16 protein-coding genes are annotated in these 15,789 nt (G+C 63.9%); 8 read left to right on the plus strand and 8 right to left on the minus strand.

Going from position 1 to position 15,789, the window contains the following annotated elements:
- Positions 1-37 precede the first annotated feature (37 nt).
- Entirely contained in the window at positions 38-592 is a 555-nt protein-coding gene (locus DEA8626_RS12105; RefSeq protein ID WP_108853500.1) for a YqgE/AlgH family protein, read from the minus strand.
- 125 nt (positions 593-717) lie between these two features.
- Between DEA8626_RS12105 and DEA8626_RS12110 the strand changes: the two genes are divergently transcribed.
- On the plus strand, positions 718-1,536 hold the full coding sequence (locus DEA8626_RS12110) for a protein-disulfide reductase DsbD domain-containing protein (RefSeq protein ID WP_108854040.1): 819 nt from the start codon (positions 718-720) through the stop codon (positions 1,534-1,536).
- Here the strand turns inward: DEA8626_RS12110 and DEA8626_RS12115 are convergent.
- The 4 genes from DEA8626_RS12115 to DEA8626_RS12130 all read right to left on the minus strand — a co-directional run bounded on the left by DEA8626_RS12115 (position 1,533) and on the right by DEA8626_RS12130 (position 7,784).
- Positions 1,533-4,889: an efflux RND transporter permease subunit gene (locus DEA8626_RS12115; RefSeq protein WP_108853501.1), complete on the minus strand. Its 3,357-nt coding sequence runs from the start codon at positions 4,887-4,889 to the stop codon at positions 1,533-1,535. The genes DEA8626_RS12110 and DEA8626_RS12115 overlap by 4 nt on opposite strands.
- Positions 4,890-4,891: 2 nt before the next feature.
- On the minus strand, positions 4,892-6,364 hold the full coding sequence (locus tag DEA8626_RS12120) for an efflux RND transporter periplasmic adaptor subunit (protein WP_108853502.1): 1,473 nt from the start codon (positions 6,362-6,364) through the stop codon (positions 4,892-4,894).
- Between the two features lie 86 nt (positions 6,365-6,450).
- On the minus strand, positions 6,451-6,993 hold the full coding sequence (gene moaB / locus DEA8626_RS12125) for a molybdenum cofactor biosynthesis protein B (protein WP_108853503.1): 543 nt from the start codon (positions 6,991-6,993) through the stop codon (positions 6,451-6,453).
- Positions 6,990-7,784: a uracil-DNA glycosylase gene (locus DEA8626_RS12130; protein ID WP_108853504.1), complete on the minus strand. Its 795-nt coding sequence runs from the start codon at positions 7,782-7,784 to the stop codon at positions 6,990-6,992. The genes moaB and DEA8626_RS12130 overlap by 4 nt, the downstream gene beginning before the upstream one ends.
- A 108-nt stretch (positions 7,785-7,892) precedes the next feature.
- Between DEA8626_RS12130 and DEA8626_RS12135 the strand changes: the two genes are divergently transcribed.
- From DEA8626_RS12135 to DEA8626_RS12160, 6 genes are all read left to right on the plus strand, one after another.
- On the plus strand, positions 7,893-8,855 hold the full coding sequence (locus DEA8626_RS12135) for an aspartate carbamoyltransferase catalytic subunit (RefSeq protein ID WP_108853505.1): 963 nt from the start codon (positions 7,893-7,895) through the stop codon (positions 8,853-8,855).
- Entirely contained in the window at positions 8,852-9,397 is a 546-nt protein-coding gene (locus DEA8626_RS12140; protein WP_108853506.1) for a hypothetical protein, read from the plus strand. The genes DEA8626_RS12135 and DEA8626_RS12140 overlap by 4 nt, the downstream gene beginning before the upstream one ends.
- The gene (gene pyrC / locus DEA8626_RS12145) at positions 9,394-10,671 is read left to right on the plus strand and encodes a dihydroorotase (protein WP_108853507.1); all 1,278 of its coding nucleotides are present in this window, start codon (positions 9,394-9,396) and stop codon (positions 10,669-10,671) included. The genes DEA8626_RS12140 and pyrC overlap by 4 nt, the downstream gene beginning before the upstream one ends.
- 1 nt (position 10,672) lies before the next feature.
- Positions 10,673-11,281 (plus strand): glycerol-3-phosphate 1-O-acyltransferase PlsY, encoded by a 609-nt coding sequence (gene plsY / locus DEA8626_RS12150; RefSeq protein ID WP_108853508.1) that lies wholly within the window; start codon positions 10,673-10,675, stop codon positions 11,279-11,281.
- On the plus strand, positions 11,278-11,541 hold the full coding sequence (locus DEA8626_RS12155; protein WP_108853509.1) for a hypothetical protein: 264 nt from the start codon (positions 11,278-11,280) through the stop codon (positions 11,539-11,541). The genes plsY and DEA8626_RS12155 overlap by 4 nt, the downstream gene beginning before the upstream one ends.
- Before the next feature lie 61 nt (positions 11,542-11,602).
- The gene (locus tag DEA8626_RS12160; protein WP_108853510.1) at positions 11,603-12,022 is read left to right on the plus strand and encodes a DUF805 domain-containing protein; all 420 of its coding nucleotides are present in this window, start codon (positions 11,603-11,605) and stop codon (positions 12,020-12,022) included.
- Here DEA8626_RS12160 and DEA8626_RS12165 read toward each other — a convergent pair.
- The 3 genes from DEA8626_RS12165 to DEA8626_RS12175 all read right to left on the minus strand — a co-directional run bounded on the left by DEA8626_RS12165 (position 12,016) and on the right by DEA8626_RS12175 (position 14,750).
- Positions 12,016-13,386 carry a glutamate--cysteine ligase gene (locus DEA8626_RS12165; RefSeq protein WP_108853511.1) on the minus strand — a complete coding sequence of 457 codons (1,371 nt, stop codon included), beginning with the start codon at positions 13,384-13,386 and terminating at the stop codon, positions 12,016-12,018. The genes DEA8626_RS12160 and DEA8626_RS12165 overlap by 7 nt on opposite strands.
- 114 nt (positions 13,387-13,500) lie before the next feature.
- A complete protein-coding gene (locus DEA8626_RS12170; protein WP_108853512.1) occupies positions 13,501-14,010 on the minus strand; it encodes a hypothetical protein in 510 nt (169 codons plus the stop codon).
- The gene (locus DEA8626_RS12175) at positions 14,007-14,750 is read right to left on the minus strand and encodes a 16S rRNA (uracil(1498)-N(3))-methyltransferase (RefSeq protein ID WP_108853513.1); all 744 of its coding nucleotides are present in this window, start codon (positions 14,748-14,750) and stop codon (positions 14,007-14,009) included. The genes DEA8626_RS12170 and DEA8626_RS12175 overlap by 4 nt, the downstream gene beginning before the upstream one ends.
- A 12-nt stretch (positions 14,751-14,762) precedes the next feature.
- On the opposite strand from DEA8626_RS12175, the gene ubiA reads away from it, so the two are divergent.
- Complete coding sequence (ubiA, locus tag DEA8626_RS12180) at positions 14,763-15,728, plus strand: 4-hydroxybenzoate octaprenyltransferase (protein WP_108853514.1); 966 nt, start codon at positions 14,763-14,765, stop codon at positions 15,726-15,728.
- Positions 15,729-15,789 lie beyond the last annotated feature (61 nt).

A 15,789-nucleotide genomic window follows, 5' to 3' on the forward strand; every position in this document is an offset into this window, starting at 1 on the left:
AGGTCGCTGCGGCCAGTATGACCTACGGACGAGTTGCTCAGGCTCGTCCGGCCTTTGCGGATAAGGTCACGGGATCGACGCCGAGCGTCTTCAGCGCGCGCTCCCATTTCGTGTCGTTGCTTTCAGAGAACACCAGATCGGGTTTGGCGTCGCAGGTCAGCCACCCGTTCCGCAGGATCTCGCTTTCAAGCTGGCCAGGCCCCCAACCCGCGTAGCCGAGCGCGAGAAGCGACGATTCCGGGCCACGCCCCTGCGCGATCGCCTCGAGGATATCGAGAGTCGCGGTCATGCCGAAGTTGTCGTCGACCTTCAGGGTCGTTCCCTCGCCGCCGTAATCGGTGGAATGGAGGACGAAGCCGCGCGAATGCTCGACCGGGCCGCCAAAATGGACCCGAATCGGCCGTCCCTTGTCGCTCCGGGCGATACCGAGCTGTTCCTGGAGATCATCGAAGGAAAGATCACGCGCCGGCTTGTTCACGATCAGCCCCATCGCCCCATCATCGGAATGCGCGCAAAGGAAGACGACGCTGTGCTCGAAACGCGGATCGCCCATACCGGGCATCGCTATCAAAAGCTTGCCGCTTAAGTTCATGCCGGCCCTCCTTCTTAAAGATCGCGCCAGACGGGCAAGGAAACAAGGGAGGCGCCGAATAAAACTCTTCGTGATGCGCGCGGTTGTGGCTTTTCTTCGGCAGGATCGCGCTTAGTTTGACACGCATGATAAAGAATCCGCCTCTCCTCGCGTCGCTTGCCTTGGGGTTCAACCTTGCGGCAGTCGCCGCCGCGGCAGCGCAGGACATGCCCGCCAATATGATCGAAGCCGAGCTGCGCGGCGGCTGGCGGACAGAGTCGGGCAGCCAGATGACGGCGCTTCATCTGCGTCTCGCACCTGGCTGGAAAACCTACTGGCGCGCACCCGGCGAAGCGGGTTTTCCGCCGAATTTCGACTGGGGCGGCTCGGACAATGTCGGGGGGGTTGCGTACCACTGGCCGATTCCGGAGGTGTTCGAGCTCAATGGGATGCGTACGATTGGCTATAGTGACGAACTCGTGCTGCCGATCGAAGTGCGCCCCGCCGACCCAGATGCGCCAATTCACCTCGAGGCCCAGATCGACCTGGGCGTCTGCGAGGAGATCTGCGTACCAGTCAGCGTCGATGTCGCGACCGAGCCCGATCGCAACGCGACGATCGATCCAATGATCCGCGCTGCCTTGGCGCTACAGCCAGAAAGGTCCGACGAGGCGGGCATCACGTCCGTGCGTTGCGCGGCAGAACCAATCGGCGACGGCCTGCGCCTTACGGCCGGGCTGACGATGCCGCCGATCGGGCCAGAGGAATTTGCGGTGATCGAGCTTGCCGACCGGAACGTTTGGATTTCGAGCGCGGACACGCACCGCGACGGAGACGAGCTTAGCGCGGTCGCCGATCTCGTGCCGCCGAATGCGCAGCCCTTCGCGCTCGACCGGTCGTCGGTCCGCATAACCGTGTTTGGCGGAACCGGCCGGGTCGTTGAGCATCAGGGCTGTGAAGGTTAGGCCCGGACAGCGCCATTCGCGCGTTTGAGCCGCCAAAGGCCAACAAGCCAAGCCAGGATGATCAGAACCGCCGCAGCGCCAAGAAACTGGCCCAGTGCCCCGGAGACGCCATTGCCCGCCATCAGCGCTGGACCGAGGATGAAGGCGCCGGCAGCTGTCACGAGCGCCGCAGCAATCGCGACCAGCGGCCGAAGCGGCGAGCCTGACCGCGCTGCGCGGCGCAATGCCCCGACAAGTCGCTGCACGTCCTTCTGGACGACGAGGACCGCGGGAACCGCGATCAGGACGAGAACCATGCCGAAACCTAGCCCATAGCACAAAGTGATGACCGTGGGTTTCAGGAATTGCGCCTGGCGCGACGTCTCGTAGATCAGCGGCGTTAGGCCTAGGACGGTCGTGGCCGTGGTCAGCATGACCGGGCGCAAACGATCTGCAACCGCATCGACGATGGCGGGCACGAAGGCGCGCGAGCGCGCGTATTCGTCCACCGTCGTGATAAGCACGATCGCGTCATTGATGATAATGCCCGACATGCCTATCAGCCCAACGACCGAGAACATCGACATCGGCAAATCCCACGCCGCGTGCCCGTGGATCGCGCCAATCAGGCCGAGAGGGATCACCGCCATCACGACGATCGGTCGGGTCCAGCTTGAGAATATCCAGGCCAGGACTGCATAGATGCCGGCGAGCGCGGCCAGTAGCCCGATGAGCGCATCGCTCAGGAATTGATCCTCCTGTTCGCTAAGGCCGGCAAGCTCATAGGCGATGCCGAAATCCTGGGCAATTCGTGGCAGGATCTCGGTGTCGAGCGCTCGCATGATCTCTGTGGCGCGCTCGGGGTCGTCCTCGGCCAACTCACCTGTTACCGACACAACACGCTGCCCGTTCTCGCGCCGGATCGTCGAGAATCCGGTCCTTGTTGTGACTGAAACGATGTCGGACAGGGGGACGTAGTCGCCGGATGCGGTCATCAGTTGAGTGCGATCGAGGAAATCCGATGTCAGCTCCTCCTCCGGAAGACCGACCTGCACCTTCATCGTTCGAGTGCCGTCGGCAAAGCTCGCCGCCTCGATCCCGCTAAGCCGGTTACGAAGATCGCGGCTCAGCCCTTCGACCGTGAAGCCCAGCGCACGGCCCTGCGGCGTCAGTTCCACGATCAACTCGTCCTTGTCGTAAGGCAGGCTATCCTCAAGGCCTGAAACCTCGGGGAAGGGAGCTAGCGCAAGCTTGACCGCTTCGGCGGCGGCTTTGAGCGTGGCCGTATTCGCGCCAGTAAGCTGCACCTCGAGCGACTCTGCGCCAGGTCCGTGACGCCAACTACGGAACGACAATTCCTCGAGGAACGGGTTCGCAGGCACTGCCTCCTGCAGATCGGCGATGAACTGGGTGGCCGTCCAGACCCTGAGATCGGGGTCGGTCAGCTCGATCGAGACAGAGCCCAAGAGGTCCGCATCCTTGTTCGCGGCGCTGGCAAGCGGTGGCCAACCGTTGCCGCCAATCTCTCCGATGACATAGGAGAGAGCTGGCCCGCCATGTTCGGCCTCGTATTTCGCGGCAACGTTGCGAACCGCCCGCTGCACGTCCTGAAGCATCTTCGCCGAGTCGTCCCGGTCCGCTCCGGCGAGCATGGCAAAGTTGCCGTTGATGGTGCCGCGTTCTGGCGCGTTGAAGAACCTCCATGGCACGTCGCCCCGGATGAACTGACCTGCCTCGAAAGCCAGAAGCGCGAAGGCCGCAGCGAGCACAGGGTAGCGCGCTGTGATAACAAGTCGCGTCAGCGGCCGGAACAGGCGCTCGCGCACCCAGGCGAGTCCGCGGTTCATGAACCGGCTCGGCGCATCATACCAATGACCACGCCCCGCCTTTGAGAGCGCGTGGGCCATGTGATTGGGCAGGATGATGAACACCTCCATCAGCGAGGCGAGCAGAACGAGGCTAACGGTGATGGGGATGTGCTGGATCAGGTCTCCGAACCGACCACTCACGGCAGTGAGTCCAAGGAAAGCGATCACCGTCGTGATGGTTGAAGAAAAGACCGGCGCCGCCATGCGCCGCACCGCTGTCTCGGCCGCGGTGAACGGCGCCTCGCCAAGCCTTCGAACCCTGAAATCGGTGTGCTCGCCGATCACGATCGCGTCGTCGACCACGATCCCGAGCGTCAGGATGAGCGCGAAGATCGAGATCATGTTGAGCGTGAGCCCGAAGGCGTGCATCAGCGCAATTGCCGTGAGCATCGCGACGGGAATGCCGGCGGCCACCCAGAAAGCGGTCCGTGCATTGAGGAACAGGAAGAGCAGCGTAACGACGAGGATCAGGCCGGTCACGCCATTGTCGAGAAGGATGTTGAGCCGAGCAATGATGTCACTTGACCGCACCCGGATAAGATCGATCGTGACCCCTGCCGGTAGGGTCGGGCGCATTTCGTCCACCACCTGCTCGACCAGCCGCTGGATCGCGATGGCGTCGCCGTCGGCAGAGCGTTCGACGCGCACCACCATCGCAGGGTCGTCACCGACGAAGTTGGCGCGCCGCGCCTCGGCGCCCACCCGGGTTATCCGCGCCACTTCGCCCAGTGTCAGGGTGCCGCCATCGGCATCGGAACGAAGCGCGATGCCGGCCAGCGACTCGGGTGACCGCTTGTCGCTTCCGGTGCGCAGGCGAGCCGAGCCATCGCCGACCTCGCCCGCGGGATCGGCCTGCGCCTCGGCCCCGATCCGTGCCGCAATGTCTGACAGCGTCAGGTCGTGCCGCATCAGTTCGATCATCGGAATCTCGACAGAAATCTCGGAGCTGCCGGCGCTTTGGATCGAGGCGCGGGTCACGCCCACACGGTAGAGCCTCGCGAGCATTTCGTCGGACAGCACGGTGAGTTGGGCGCGCTCGATCGGTCCGGTGATGACGATGTCGGTGACGCGATCGCGCCAGGCCGCACGGCGGACAGTAGGCTGTTCGGCATCCTCGGGCAGGTTTGTGACGGCCGCCACGGCGGCCTCCACTTCATCGACCGCGCGCGACATGTCCCAGTCGGGCTCGAAATCGAGGGAGAAAGAGGCGAGGCCATCCCGCGCCGTGGAATGGATTTCCTCGACGCCTTCCACCGAAATCAAGCCGGGCTCGATCAGCTCGATGATACCGCGGTCGATGTCTTCCGCACCCGCACCGTCCCACTGGACGGCCACCGAGATTTCGGGTCGGACGACGTCGGGAAAGTATTGCGCCCGCATACGGGGCAGCGCCGCGAGGCCCGCCATGAGGAGGACCACGAGCACCAGATTGGCGGCCGTGGCGTGATGAGTGAAGTACGAGAGCATTCCGCCCACTGCGCCAAAACGCTCGCGTGGCGCTGACATCGTCAGCCCCCCATCCGCGCTTCGATGCGAGCCACGATCTCAGCTGGAACCCTATCTTCGCGCAGGCGCGCCAAGACACGCGCCTTTGCGGCCTCAGCCATGTCGGAAGCGTTCTCGACAAAGGCGATCAGCGCCGCGCGGCGCTCGGGCGTCAAGTCGACAAGCGGCACGTTTTCGGCACTGCGGTCGTTCGCTTCGCTCGCGCCGGCATCGCTCAACGGTCGGACGAGGATGCCGGCGCCAAGGAGGGTCGTGCGTTCCGCCACGATTTCGCGCCCCGCAAGCGCACCCACGCGGATGATTGCGTCGTCGCCCTGTCGGCGCAAAAGATCAACCGGATGGGTCTCAAGTCGGTCTTCGGCATCAAGCACAAGAACGGTGCCGTCCGAACCGATCGCGCGCCCCGGCACGACCGCGACGTCATCCAGCGCCGGCTCGGCGATGCGAACGGTGACGAAATCGCCGGGACGGAACCCCGGCGCGTTTTCGAGCCTGGCGAAGATGAGCCTGCCGCTCGTGCCTTCGCCGACTGCCGCGCTGACTCGCGCAAGACGCCCTTCCGCCTCAAGCGTTGCGCCGAGTACGTCCAGCGTCGCGACGAGCGGCAGGGCATTGAGACGCCCGTCTCGGTCGATCAGGCGCGCGTACTGCGTGGTGGAGACGCGAAACGACACCTCAAGCGCGTCGGGGTCAATGAGTTCACCAAGTTTTTCATTGGTCGAAACCAGGCCGCCCGCCACGGCGGCCACGCCTGACAGCACACCGGAAAACCCGGCGCGCAGCTCGGTATCGGTCAAGCCGCGTTCCGCTTCGGCCAGCGCGAGCCGCTGCCGCTCGAGCGCGGTCACCGCCCGGTCGGCGCGCGCCTCGGCGTCGGCAAGCGCTTTACGGCGGGCAAGAACACCCTGAACGGCGTTTGACATGGCAAGCTCGGCCGTCTCCAGATCAGCCGCAGTTCCAAGTCCGCGGTCGGCGATATCGCGCTGGCGCTGAAGCGCGCGATCTCTGAGTACCGCCTGATCTTCGGCGGCCGCCAAATCGTCGCGCGCCAGCGACAGCGCGCGGATCGCCTCGCGCTCTTCGGCCTCGGCCTCGCGCATGCCATTGCGGGCCAGGTCGAGCGCGGATTGGGCGTCGGCCGGGTCGATTTTCACGAGAAGTTGACCCGCCTCGACGGCCGCACCGTCCTGAAAATCGTCTGCAAGCCCGACGATCCGGCCGCTGGCCGCAGCCCTGAGTTCCAGTTCGCGACGGCTGCGCACCTCGCCATAGGCGATCATCACGGGTGCGATCCGCGCCGGCTCAAGGCGCAGGACACGGGCGGAAAAGATGCGCTCGCTCGGATCGCGCGACCAGTCCGGGCCTTCATTTGCGGCCTCGATCGCGTTCCGAAGTGTCACGCCCCCTACGGCCAGCAGCGCCAGGGTGGCGGCCAGCAGAAACAGACCCAAGAGACTTCGAGTCAGAAATCCCATTTGCGATCGATCGTTGCGCCCCCGAGCATCGACTCTAAACCGTTGGTTAAAATTGTCCAAGCGCGTTGCCTAAACGTGCGGCACCACTACTTCCGTCGCAGATTCTCGTCGAGCCGGGGCATGATCTCGACAAAATTGCAGGGGCGGTGGCGAAAATCGAACTGCCACTTCAGAATCTCGTCCCAGGCATCCTTGCAGGCGCCGGGGCTTCCGGGCAGCGCAAAGAGGTAGGTCCCGGCCGCGACTCCGCCACAAGCGCGAGACTGCACCGCGCTGGTTCCGATCTTCTGCATCGAGACGATGGTGAAGACGGTTCCGAAGGCCTCGATTTCCTTTTCGTAGACCTCGCGATGGGCCTCGACCGTGACGTCGCGCCCCGTCAGCCCGGTGCCACCGGTCGTCAGGATCACGTCGACTGCCGCGTCCGCGACCCAGGTGCGAAGCTGGTCGACGATGGCGGCGCGTTCGTCCGGCACGATCTTCCGATCCGCCAGGATGTGCCCAGCACCAGTCACGCGCGCGGCAAGAGTATCGCCCGACTTGTCCTCGGCCAGACTCCGCGTGTCCGAAACGGTGAGAACCGCGATGCGGACCGGGATAAAGGTTTTGCTTTCGTCGATGCGGCTCATTTCAGCTCGTTCAATCTCGCTCGGATCTCCAGCAGGTCGGCCCAGGCCTCGCGCTTCGCGGCGGTGTTCCTGAGCAGATAGGCCGGATGGGTCATCGGCATCGCCGGCTTGCCATAGGCCTCCGTCCAATTGCCGCGCAGCTTGAGAATTCCCCGCCGTCCCAGGGCCGCCGCGCAGGAGGTGTTGCCCATGAGAACGATGAGATCGGGATCTACGAATTCCACATGCCGCTTCACGAAGGGGAGCATCATCGCGATCTCCTGCGGGTCGGGATCGCGGTTCTGCGGCGGCCGCCAGGGCAACACGTTGGTAATGTAGAGCGCTTCTTCCGGGTGGTGGGCGGACCGCGCGAGTCCGATCGCGGAAAACATGCGGTCGAGAAGCTGGCCTGCGCGACCGACGAACGGGCGGCCTTCGATGTCCTCGTCACGCCCTGGCGCCTCGCCAATGATCATCACGCGCGCCTCGGGATTGCCATCAGCGAAGACAAAGTTCCGCGCGCCCTTTTTGAGATCGCAAAGGTCGAACGAAGACTGGATCTCGGCGAGCGACTCGAGGCTCGTCGCCCGTGCTGCCTCGGCCTTCGCGACCGTCACCGGATCCGCCTCCTCGACCTTCGCGGCGCTAGGTGTCGCTTCGGCGGGTTTGTCCGCAGGCTTCGATGTTTCCGTCGCAGCCTCGTATCGGTTGACGGGCGTATCACCCACAGGTTCGTCCGCGCCAAGTTCCATCTGCCACTCAATCAACGCCTTGGCAGTGTGGTAATCCAGATCGGCAAGGGCCAGTGTCATGAGCGACAACCTATGCCCCAGTCTAGGTCTCGGCAAGCGCCCGCATTCGGCGTTGCCCGGCCCGCGTCCATTTGCCATAAGCGGGCGAAACGGGGACCGGAGACCTTCATGACATTCCGCGCACGTCACCTTCTCGGGATTGAACATCTGGCCCCGGAGGAGATTCGCGCAGTTCTCGATTTGGCCGAAAAGTATGTCGAACTGAACCAGCGCACAATCAAGCATGCCGACGCGCTGCAGGGGATGACCCAGATCAACATGTTTTTCGAGCCGTCGACCCGCACCCAGGCGTCGTTCGAACTGGCCGGCAAAAGACTCGGGGCGGACGTGATGAACATGGGCGTTCAGCATTCGTCGGTGAAGAAGGGCGAGACGCTGATCGACACGGCGCTCACTCTAAACGCGATGCAACCCGATCTCTTGGTCGTGCGCCACCCGGCCTCAGGCGCAGTCGATCTTCTGGCGCAAAAGGTCAAATGCTCGGTATTGAACGCAGGCGATGGGCGGCATGAACATCCAACCCAGGCGCTGCTCGACGCACTGACGATCCGCAGGGCGAAGGGCCGCATCCAGCGCCTTACAGTCGCGATTTGCGGCGACATCGCCCATAGCCGCGTTGCCCGCTCGAACCTGATTCTGCTCGGCAAGATGGAAAATCGCATCCGTCTGGTCGGTCCGCCGACGCTGATGCCCTCCGGCGTTTCCGAGTTGGGTTGCGAGGTCCATGAAGACATGAAGGCGGGGCTCGAGGGCGCCGACGTGGTTATGATGCTTCGCCTCCAGAAGGAGCGCATGGACGGTGGGTTCATCCCCTCCGAGCGGGAGTATTATCACCGTTACGGGCTCGACGCCGAGAAACTGGCGGCAGCGAAGGCGGACGCCATCGTCATGCATCCCGGGCCAATGAACCGGGGCGTCGAGATCGACGGGGAGATCGCGGACGACATCAACCGCTCGGTCATTCAGGACCAGGTCGAGATGGGCGTGGCCGTGCGCATGGCCTGCATGGATCTTCTTGCACGGAACCTCCGGGCCGAGCGCGGGCGGCAGGCAGCGGGTGTAATGGTGTGAGCGAAACAAGCGAACCAGCCGGTTGGGACGCGGACCTTGCCGATGGCGAGCGCCTCCTTTGGCACGGGCGGCCGAATGCATCGATCCGCTTCTTGCCGCAATACTGGGTGGTATCGGCTTTCGGGCTCGTATTTCTCGGCGTTGGCCTCTTCGAACTTATTCGCGGCCGAGCTTTGGGGTTCGACTTGCTGTCGGTCGTCCATTGGACGCTGGCATCAGTTTTCTTTCTGGGCGGTCTATACATGGTGGCGGGCGTTTACCTCGCAGACGCAATTGACCGCCGGAGGACCCGATATGCGCTGACCAACCGCCGCGCCCTTATCGCAATGACAAAGTTGGGCGCGCGCAGCGTGACGTCGCACATGATCACCGGCGCAACAGACTTAGAGCTGCGCGGCGAGGCCCCTGCTAGCGTTCTGTTCGCAGACGAACTGCACGAATACGAGGACAGCCGTGAGCGGATCCGGATCGGCTTCGATTACATCGCGGACGCGAAGCAGGTTTACGAGCTGATGCGAAAGATCCAGAACGGAACCGCATGACATTTCTCCTCACAAATGCCCTTCTCATCGACCCAGAGGCTCTGACCGAAACCATCGGCAGTCTCCTCGTCGAGAACGATGCCATTGCTGCGGTCGGCGATGTGAACCCGCCAAAAGGCACGACGGTCATCGACTGCGGCGGCAAGTGTCTTGCCCCCGGCATCGTCGATCTGGGCGTTAAGGTCGGCGAGCCGGGCGAGCGGCACAAGGAGAGCTTCCGCTCCGCCAGCCTCGCCGCCGCCGCGGGAGGCGTCACCACGATCATCGCCCGGCCCGACACGCATCCAGCAATCGACACGCCCGAGACGCTTGAATTCGTCACCCGCCGCGCGGCCGAGGCCTCTCCGGTCCGCATCCGTCACATGGCGGCGCTGACCAAGGGCCGCGAGGGGCGGGAGATGACGGAGATCGGGTTCCTCCTTGACGCGGGTGCCATCGCATTCACTGACTGCGACAGCGTGGTGGCGGACACCAAGGTGCTGAGCCGCGCGCTGATCTATGCGAAATCGCTCGGTGCGCTGGTCATGGGTCATCCGCAGGAACCGATCCTGTCGAACGGCGCAGCCACGACCTCCGGCAAGTTCGCTTCGCTCCGGGGCCTGCCCGGCGTTTCGCCCATGGCCGAGCGCATCGGCTTCGACCGCGACATGGGTATGGTCGAGATGACCGGGGCGAAGTACCACTTCGACCAGATCACCACCGCTCGCGCGCTGCCGCCCCTCGAACGCGCCAAGGCAAACGGTTTCGACGTGACGGCAGGGACGTCGATCCATCATCTGACACTCAACGAATTCGACGTCGGCGACTACCGCACTTTCTTCAAGGTAAAGCCGCCGCTCAGGCCGGAAGATGACCGGCTCGCGGTTGTTGAAGCCGTGGCCTCAGGCCTGATCGACATCATCTCCTCGATGCACACGCCGCAGGATGAGGAATCCAAGCGGCTGCCCTATGAGGAAGCTGCGAGTGGGGCGGTGGCGCTGGAGACCTTCCTGCCCGCCGCTATGCGGCTATTTCACGCGGGTCAACTGACCTTGCCACAGCTGTTCCGCGCAATGGCGCTGAATCCGGCAAAGCGCCTTGGTCTCCCGCACGGGCGATTGGCCGAAGGCACGCCAGCCGATCTGGTTCTCTTCGATCCCGATGCGCCCTTCGTACTGGATAGGTTCAAGTTGCGCTCCAAATCGAAGAACACTCCTTTCGACGGGCACCGAATGGAGGGCAAGGTGCTTGGCACCTGGGTCGGCGGTGTGCGCGTCTTCGGTGGCGAGGGCTGACATGCCAGACTTCACAAGCGGCGCCGGGCTTCTTCTGCTGACCGCAGTGCTGAGCTACCTGCTGGGTTCGATTCCGTTCGGAGTGATCGTGACCCGTTTCATGGGCCTTGGCGATCTCCGCCGCATCGGGTCGGGCAATATCGGAGCCACCAACGTGCTGCGAACGGGCAACAAGCCTGCTGCGTTCGCGACACTCGTGCTTGACGGCGGCAAGGGCGCCGTTGCGGTTCTTCTGGCGCGCGGAACGATCGGAGAGGATACGGCTCAGATCGCTGCCTTGGGTGCATTTCTCGGCCATCTCTATCCGATCTGGCTGAAGTTCAAGGGCGGCAAGGGCGTCGCGACCTTCCTCGGCACGCTCATTGCGCTCGCCTGGCCTGTGGGCATCGCGGCCTGCGCGACCTGGCTTCTGACAGCGCTGATTTCGCGTATCTCTTCTCTCTCGGCGCTCGTCATGGCGGCCTTGGCCGCAGTCTGGGCCGGCGTGCTAGGACACCGGGAGATGGTGATTCTGATCGTGGCGCTCGCCACGCTCGTCTACGTCCGGCATCTGCCGAACATCGAACGCCTCAAGGCGGGAACCGAACCGAGGATCGGCGGGAAGAAGTGACCGACCTCTTCCGCGCCGCGCTTGACGCGATCCCCGAAAGCTACAGCGAGGGCATCTTCGAGGGGCGGCGCTACAGGATTGAGAAAGCCGTTCTTGCCGAAGATCGCAGCGTGAAGCTGGTGGCACGCGAACTTGGCGGTAGGGATTATGTTAGCCTCAATCACTACCGTCTCGCGCGCGGCGACCAGCTAAGGCCCTGTGAGATGTTGGAGGCGAAGGTGCGCGCCTTCGTGATTGGCGTGAAGCCCATCGAGGTTTGAGATCTTTACAAACGCCCGCCCGCGCGAGAATCTCGGACCGGAACGAAAATGAGAGGCGTTCATGGACATCAAGACCGCCGTCCGCACCTGCTTTCAGAAATACGCGACCTTCACCGGGCGCGCCAGACGGGCAGAGTTCTGGTGGTTCGCGCTTTTCAACTTGATCGTTAACGCTGTTCTGAACGTGATCGACGGCGTGTTCTTTGGCTTCGGCCACGGCATGATGGCCGGACCGCAGCCGCTGTCGTCGCTCTACTCTCTCGGGGTGCTGCTGCCTTCGCTCGCGGTCGGCGCCCGGCGACTGCACGACACGGGCCGGTCAGGCTGGTGGCTTCTGATCTGGCTGATCCCGATCATCGGCTGGATCCTGCTGATCTGGTGGTTCGCCACCGAAGGCGACAAGGGACAGAACGGCTACGGGGACGATCCGCTTGAAGAGGGCTACGGAAAGTCGTCGATGCCTCGCGTGCCGCGTCAGTAGCTGTATTCGGCGTAGATCCGGGTCAAATCGCCGTTCCATTCGCCGCGGTACTTCTCCAGAAGTTCGTCGGCGGGCACATTCCCGCTTTCCACGCTTTCCTGAAGCGCGTTGAGGAAATGCGTCTCGTCCGGGATCATGCCGTCCGCGCCGGGTTTTGCGCGCGCCTTTAGCCCCGCTTCTGCTACAGCGAGCACATTGCGCGCAACATCGCGCATCTTCACTCCGTGCGCCTCGGCTTGCAGCCCGTCGACCGATGCCGCGACCCGAAGGGCGGACCGCGTTTCCGCATCCCAGCCCTTCGCGATGTCCCAAGCTGCGTCGAGAGCCGACATGTCGTAGAGCAGGCCGACCCAGAGCGCAGGCAATGCGCAGAGCCGGCGCCAGGGCCCGCCATCTGCCCCGCGCATCTCGATGAACTTCTTCAGGCGTGCCTCCGGGAAGATGGTCGTAAGGTGATCCGCCCAGTCGCTCAGCGTCGGCTTTTCGCCCGGCAGCGCGGGAAGCTCCCCCTTCAGGAAATCGCGGAACGACTGGCCCAGGGCGTCGACATACTTGCCGTCGCGATAGACAAAGTACATCGGCACATCGAGCGCATAGTCGACGTAGCGCTGGAAACCGGCGCCGTCCTCGAACATGAACGGCAGCATTCCTGTCCGGGCGTCGTCGAGGTTCCGCCAGATTCGGCTTCGCCAGGACTTGTGGCCGTTCGGCTTCCCCTCGAAGAACGGCGAATTGGCGAAGAGCGCTGTCGCGACTGGCTGCAGCGCCAGGGCCACGCGCATCTTCTTCACCATGTCGGCTTCCGACGAGAAGTCGAGGTTCACTTGCACCGTGCAGGTCCGGTACATCATCTGCGTGCCGTGCGTGCCGACACGACCCATGTAATCGGTCATCAGCCGGTAGCGCCCCTTGGGCATCATCGGCATGTCCTCATGCGTCCAGATCGGGGCAGCGCCAAGGCCGATAAAGCGGGCGCCGATATCGTCGGCGACGCTCTGCACTTCGCGCAGATGCTCGTTCACCTCGTCGCAGGTCTGGTGGATCGTCTCCAGCGGCGCACCGGAAAGTTCCAGTTGGCCGCCCGGCTCGAGGCTCACATTTGCTCCGTCCTTCACAAGACCGATGATGTTGTCCTGCTCCTCGATCGCCTGCCAGCCATAGCGGTCACGAAGCCCTTCCAGCATTGCGCGGATCGAGCGCGGACCGTCGTAGGGCAGCGGCTTGAGCGTGTCCTTGCAGAAGCCGAACTTCTCGTGCTCGGTCCCGATCCGCCAGTCGGCCACGGATTTGCAGCCGGCCTCCAGGTACTCAGCGAGTTGTTCGAACCGCTCGATCGGGCCGCCGCCGGATTGAGGAATGGACATTGGCGCCTCGATCTTCCGCCTGAATGGGACGAATAGACCTGAAACGCGAGCGCGGCCAAGTCAACCCCGGCGGGCGCGTATTGGATGTGCGCGACGATGACAATTCGTGATCGGCTACTCTATTGCGAGTGATTGATCGTGCCGTCGCCAGAGTGGCAGAGTGCCGACGCAATTGTCGAGCGCGGCGGCGAGAGCGGCCATGTCGATGCCAGGCAATGCCGCGAATGCGTCGTAGAGTTTCTCGGCGCCGGCGGCGTCGACAGGCACCAGAAGCACTTCCCCGTTCCGGGTCTTGAGACGCCACTGCCGGCTCCCGTGCCGCTCCGTCAGCCGCAGTTCGGCAAGATCCGCAAGCGCTACGAAGCCCCCAAAGCTCGGCCCGTAGTAACCGACCTGACCTTCATCAACTTCGACGACGCCCGGCGCCGCGACCCCTCGTAAGAACCTGAGGCGGCGCAGCGCGATCACTGTCCAGCCGAGAGAAAGCGCCGCCAAGACCACACCGAAGGGCACCAAAAGCCAGCCCCCGAGCGAAGCGAGCCAAAGTCCGAACGTGAACGCTGCAGCGGCCGAAAGCGCTTCTCGCCAGCGGCGAAGAAAGGCCAGGACTTCTGGGCGGATCATGGCGCCGCCCAGTCGCCGAGATGCGCCTGCCAAAGCGAGATCGCCGCGATCGCCGCTGTCTCGGCGCGCAGGGTCCGTGGGCCGAGCGCCATCGGCTGGATCCACGGCAAGGCGCGGAGCCGGGCCCGCTCGCCCTCCGAGAAACCGCCCTCCGGTCCGATCAGGATCGCCCATGGCCCCTTGGGTCGCCCGGCAAGAAGCTCGGCGGGCGGTTTCCCCTCGCCTGCCAGTTCTTCATCAGCCCACAGGATCCGGCGCACCGGGTCCCACTTCGAAAGCAGCCGCGTCAGCGGCACGACATTCTCCACTGTCGGTACGTGGACCGCGCCGCATTGCTCAGCCGCTTCACGTGCATGGACCTCGGCCCTGTCGCGACGCAGGCGTTCGGAATTCGTGAACTCGGTTGTGACCGGCAGGAGCCGGGCAACCCCGAGTTCGACCGCCTTCTCCACGATGATATCGGTCCTCGCCTTCTTGACGGGTGCGAAGATCAACCAGAGGTCAGGGGGTTGAGACTGCGGACGCGTTTGCTCAAGACAGGTCAGCGCCCCCTTGCGCTTCCCGGCCTCCGCGATCTCGGCCGACCACTCGCCGTCACGCCCGTTGAATAGCAGCACCCGCGACCCAACGCGTGCTCGCATCACACCGAACAGGTAATGCGCTTGCGCCTCGCTCAACCGAACCGATTGCCCCTGCCCGAACTGCTGGTCTACACAGAGCCTGATCTTCGCCTTGGACATGAGCCGGACATTATGAGCGCGCCCGAAGAAACGCCAGAGCCCGACGGGCAGGTTGCCGACGCTGTGAGCGGCAACTGGGTCGACCGCTGGGCACCAGAGCCGGTGCGGCCCTATCTGCGGCTATCGCGTGCGGACCGGCCGATCGGGACGTGGCTTCTGCTGCTGCCGTGCTGGTGGGGCGTCGCGCTGTCTGCGGCGCGCGATCATTGGCGGCTTTGGGATCTTTGGATTATCCTTGGTTGCGCGATCGGTGCATGGCTGATGCGCGGGGCGGGCTGCACTTGGAACGACATCACCGACCGCGACTTCGACGCGGCCGTGGCGCGCACGCGATCGCGGCCAATCCCGTCGGGCCAGGTGTCGGTGAAACAGGCGGTCGTCTGGATGTTTGTTCAGATGGGCCTCGCGGGGTTGGTACTCGTCTCCTACAACTGGCTTACGGTTCTCGTCGGGTTGTCCTCGCTCGGCCTCGTCGCGATCTACCCCTATGCGAAGCGTTTCACCTGGTGGCCGCAGCTCTTCCTGGGTCTCGCCTTCAACTGGGGGGCAATCCTCGCCTATTCCGCCCATGCCGGTCGAATCGAGTGGCCGGCGATCTTGCTCTACGCCTCCGGGATTACCTGGACGCTCTTTTACGACACGATCTATGCACATCAGGACAAAGAGGACGACGTGCTGATCGGCGTGAAATCCACCGCGCGCCTTTTCGGCGCGGCGACCGGCAAGTGGCTTGGCCTGTTCCTCATTCTGGCGGTGACGTTGATGACGGTCGCGATTCTTGTGGCTCTCCTGCCCGCAAGCGGTCCGGCCAAGCTGGCACTTGCGCTCGCGGCGCCATGGGCGATGGGTTGGCACCTCCTCTGGCAGATGCGGAAGCTCGACATCGACGACCCGTCGGGCTGCCTTCGCATATTCCGCAGCAATCGGGATACCGGCCTTATCGCTGCGCTGTTTCTTGCCGCGGCAGCGGTGCTGTGATTGATCCGAACTCGAGCGGCCCTTATGGAAGGCCCGTAAACTTGTTACGGCGATTCCCTGT

It is taken from the genome of Defluviimonas aquaemixtae (genome assembly GCF_900302475.1).
GTDB lineage: Bacteria > Pseudomonadota > Alphaproteobacteria > Rhodobacterales > Rhodobacteraceae > Albidovulum > Albidovulum aquaemixtae.

Bases quoted from the DNA above. Each gene is read 5' to 3' on its own strand.
- DEA8626_RS12105 (WP_108853500.1), bottom strand. From the start codon at position 592: ATGAACTTAAGCGGCAAGCTTTTGATAGCGATGCCCGGTATGGGCGAT.
- DEA8626_RS12110 (WP_108854040.1), top strand. From the start codon at position 718: ATGATAAAGAATCCGCCTCTCCTCGCGTCGCTTGCCTTGGGGTTCAAC.
- DEA8626_RS12115 (WP_108853501.1), bottom strand. From the start codon at position 4,889: ATGTCAGCGCCACGCGAGCGTTTTGGCGCAGTGGGCGGAATGCTCTCG.
- DEA8626_RS12120 (WP_108853502.1), bottom strand. From the start codon at position 6,364: ATGGGATTTCTGACTCGAAGTCTCTTGGGTCTGTTTCTGCTGGCCGCC.
- moaB (WP_108853503.1), bottom strand. From the start codon at position 6,993: ATGAGCCGCATCGACGAAAGCAAAACCTTTATCCCGGTCCGCATCGCG.
- DEA8626_RS12130 (WP_108853504.1), bottom strand. From the start codon at position 7,784: ATGACACTGGCCCTTGCCGATCTGGATTACCACACTGCCAAGGCGTTG.
- DEA8626_RS12135 (WP_108853505.1), top strand. From the start codon at position 7,893: ATGACATTCCGCGCACGTCACCTTCTCGGGATTGAACATCTGGCCCCG.
- pyrC (WP_108853507.1), top strand. From the start codon at position 9,394: ATGACATTTCTCCTCACAAATGCCCTTCTCATCGACCCAGAGGCTCTG.
- plsY (WP_108853508.1), top strand. From the start codon at position 10,673: ATGCCAGACTTCACAAGCGGCGCCGGGCTTCTTCTGCTGACCGCAGTG.
- DEA8626_RS12160 (WP_108853510.1), top strand. From the start codon at position 11,603: ATGGACATCAAGACCGCCGTCCGCACCTGCTTTCAGAAATACGCGACC.
- DEA8626_RS12165 (WP_108853511.1), bottom strand. From the start codon at position 13,386: ATGTCCATTCCTCAATCCGGCGGCGGCCCGATCGAGCGGTTCGAACAA.
- DEA8626_RS12170 (WP_108853512.1), bottom strand. From the start codon at position 14,010: ATGATCCGCCCAGAAGTCCTGGCCTTTCTTCGCCGCTGGCGAGAAGCG.
- DEA8626_RS12175 (WP_108853513.1), bottom strand. From the start codon at position 14,750: ATGTCCAAGGCGAAGATCAGGCTCTGTGTAGACCAGCAGTTCGGGCAG.
- ubiA (WP_108853514.1), top strand. From the start codon at position 14,763: ATGAGCGCGCCCGAAGAAACGCCAGAGCCCGACGGGCAGGTTGCCGAC.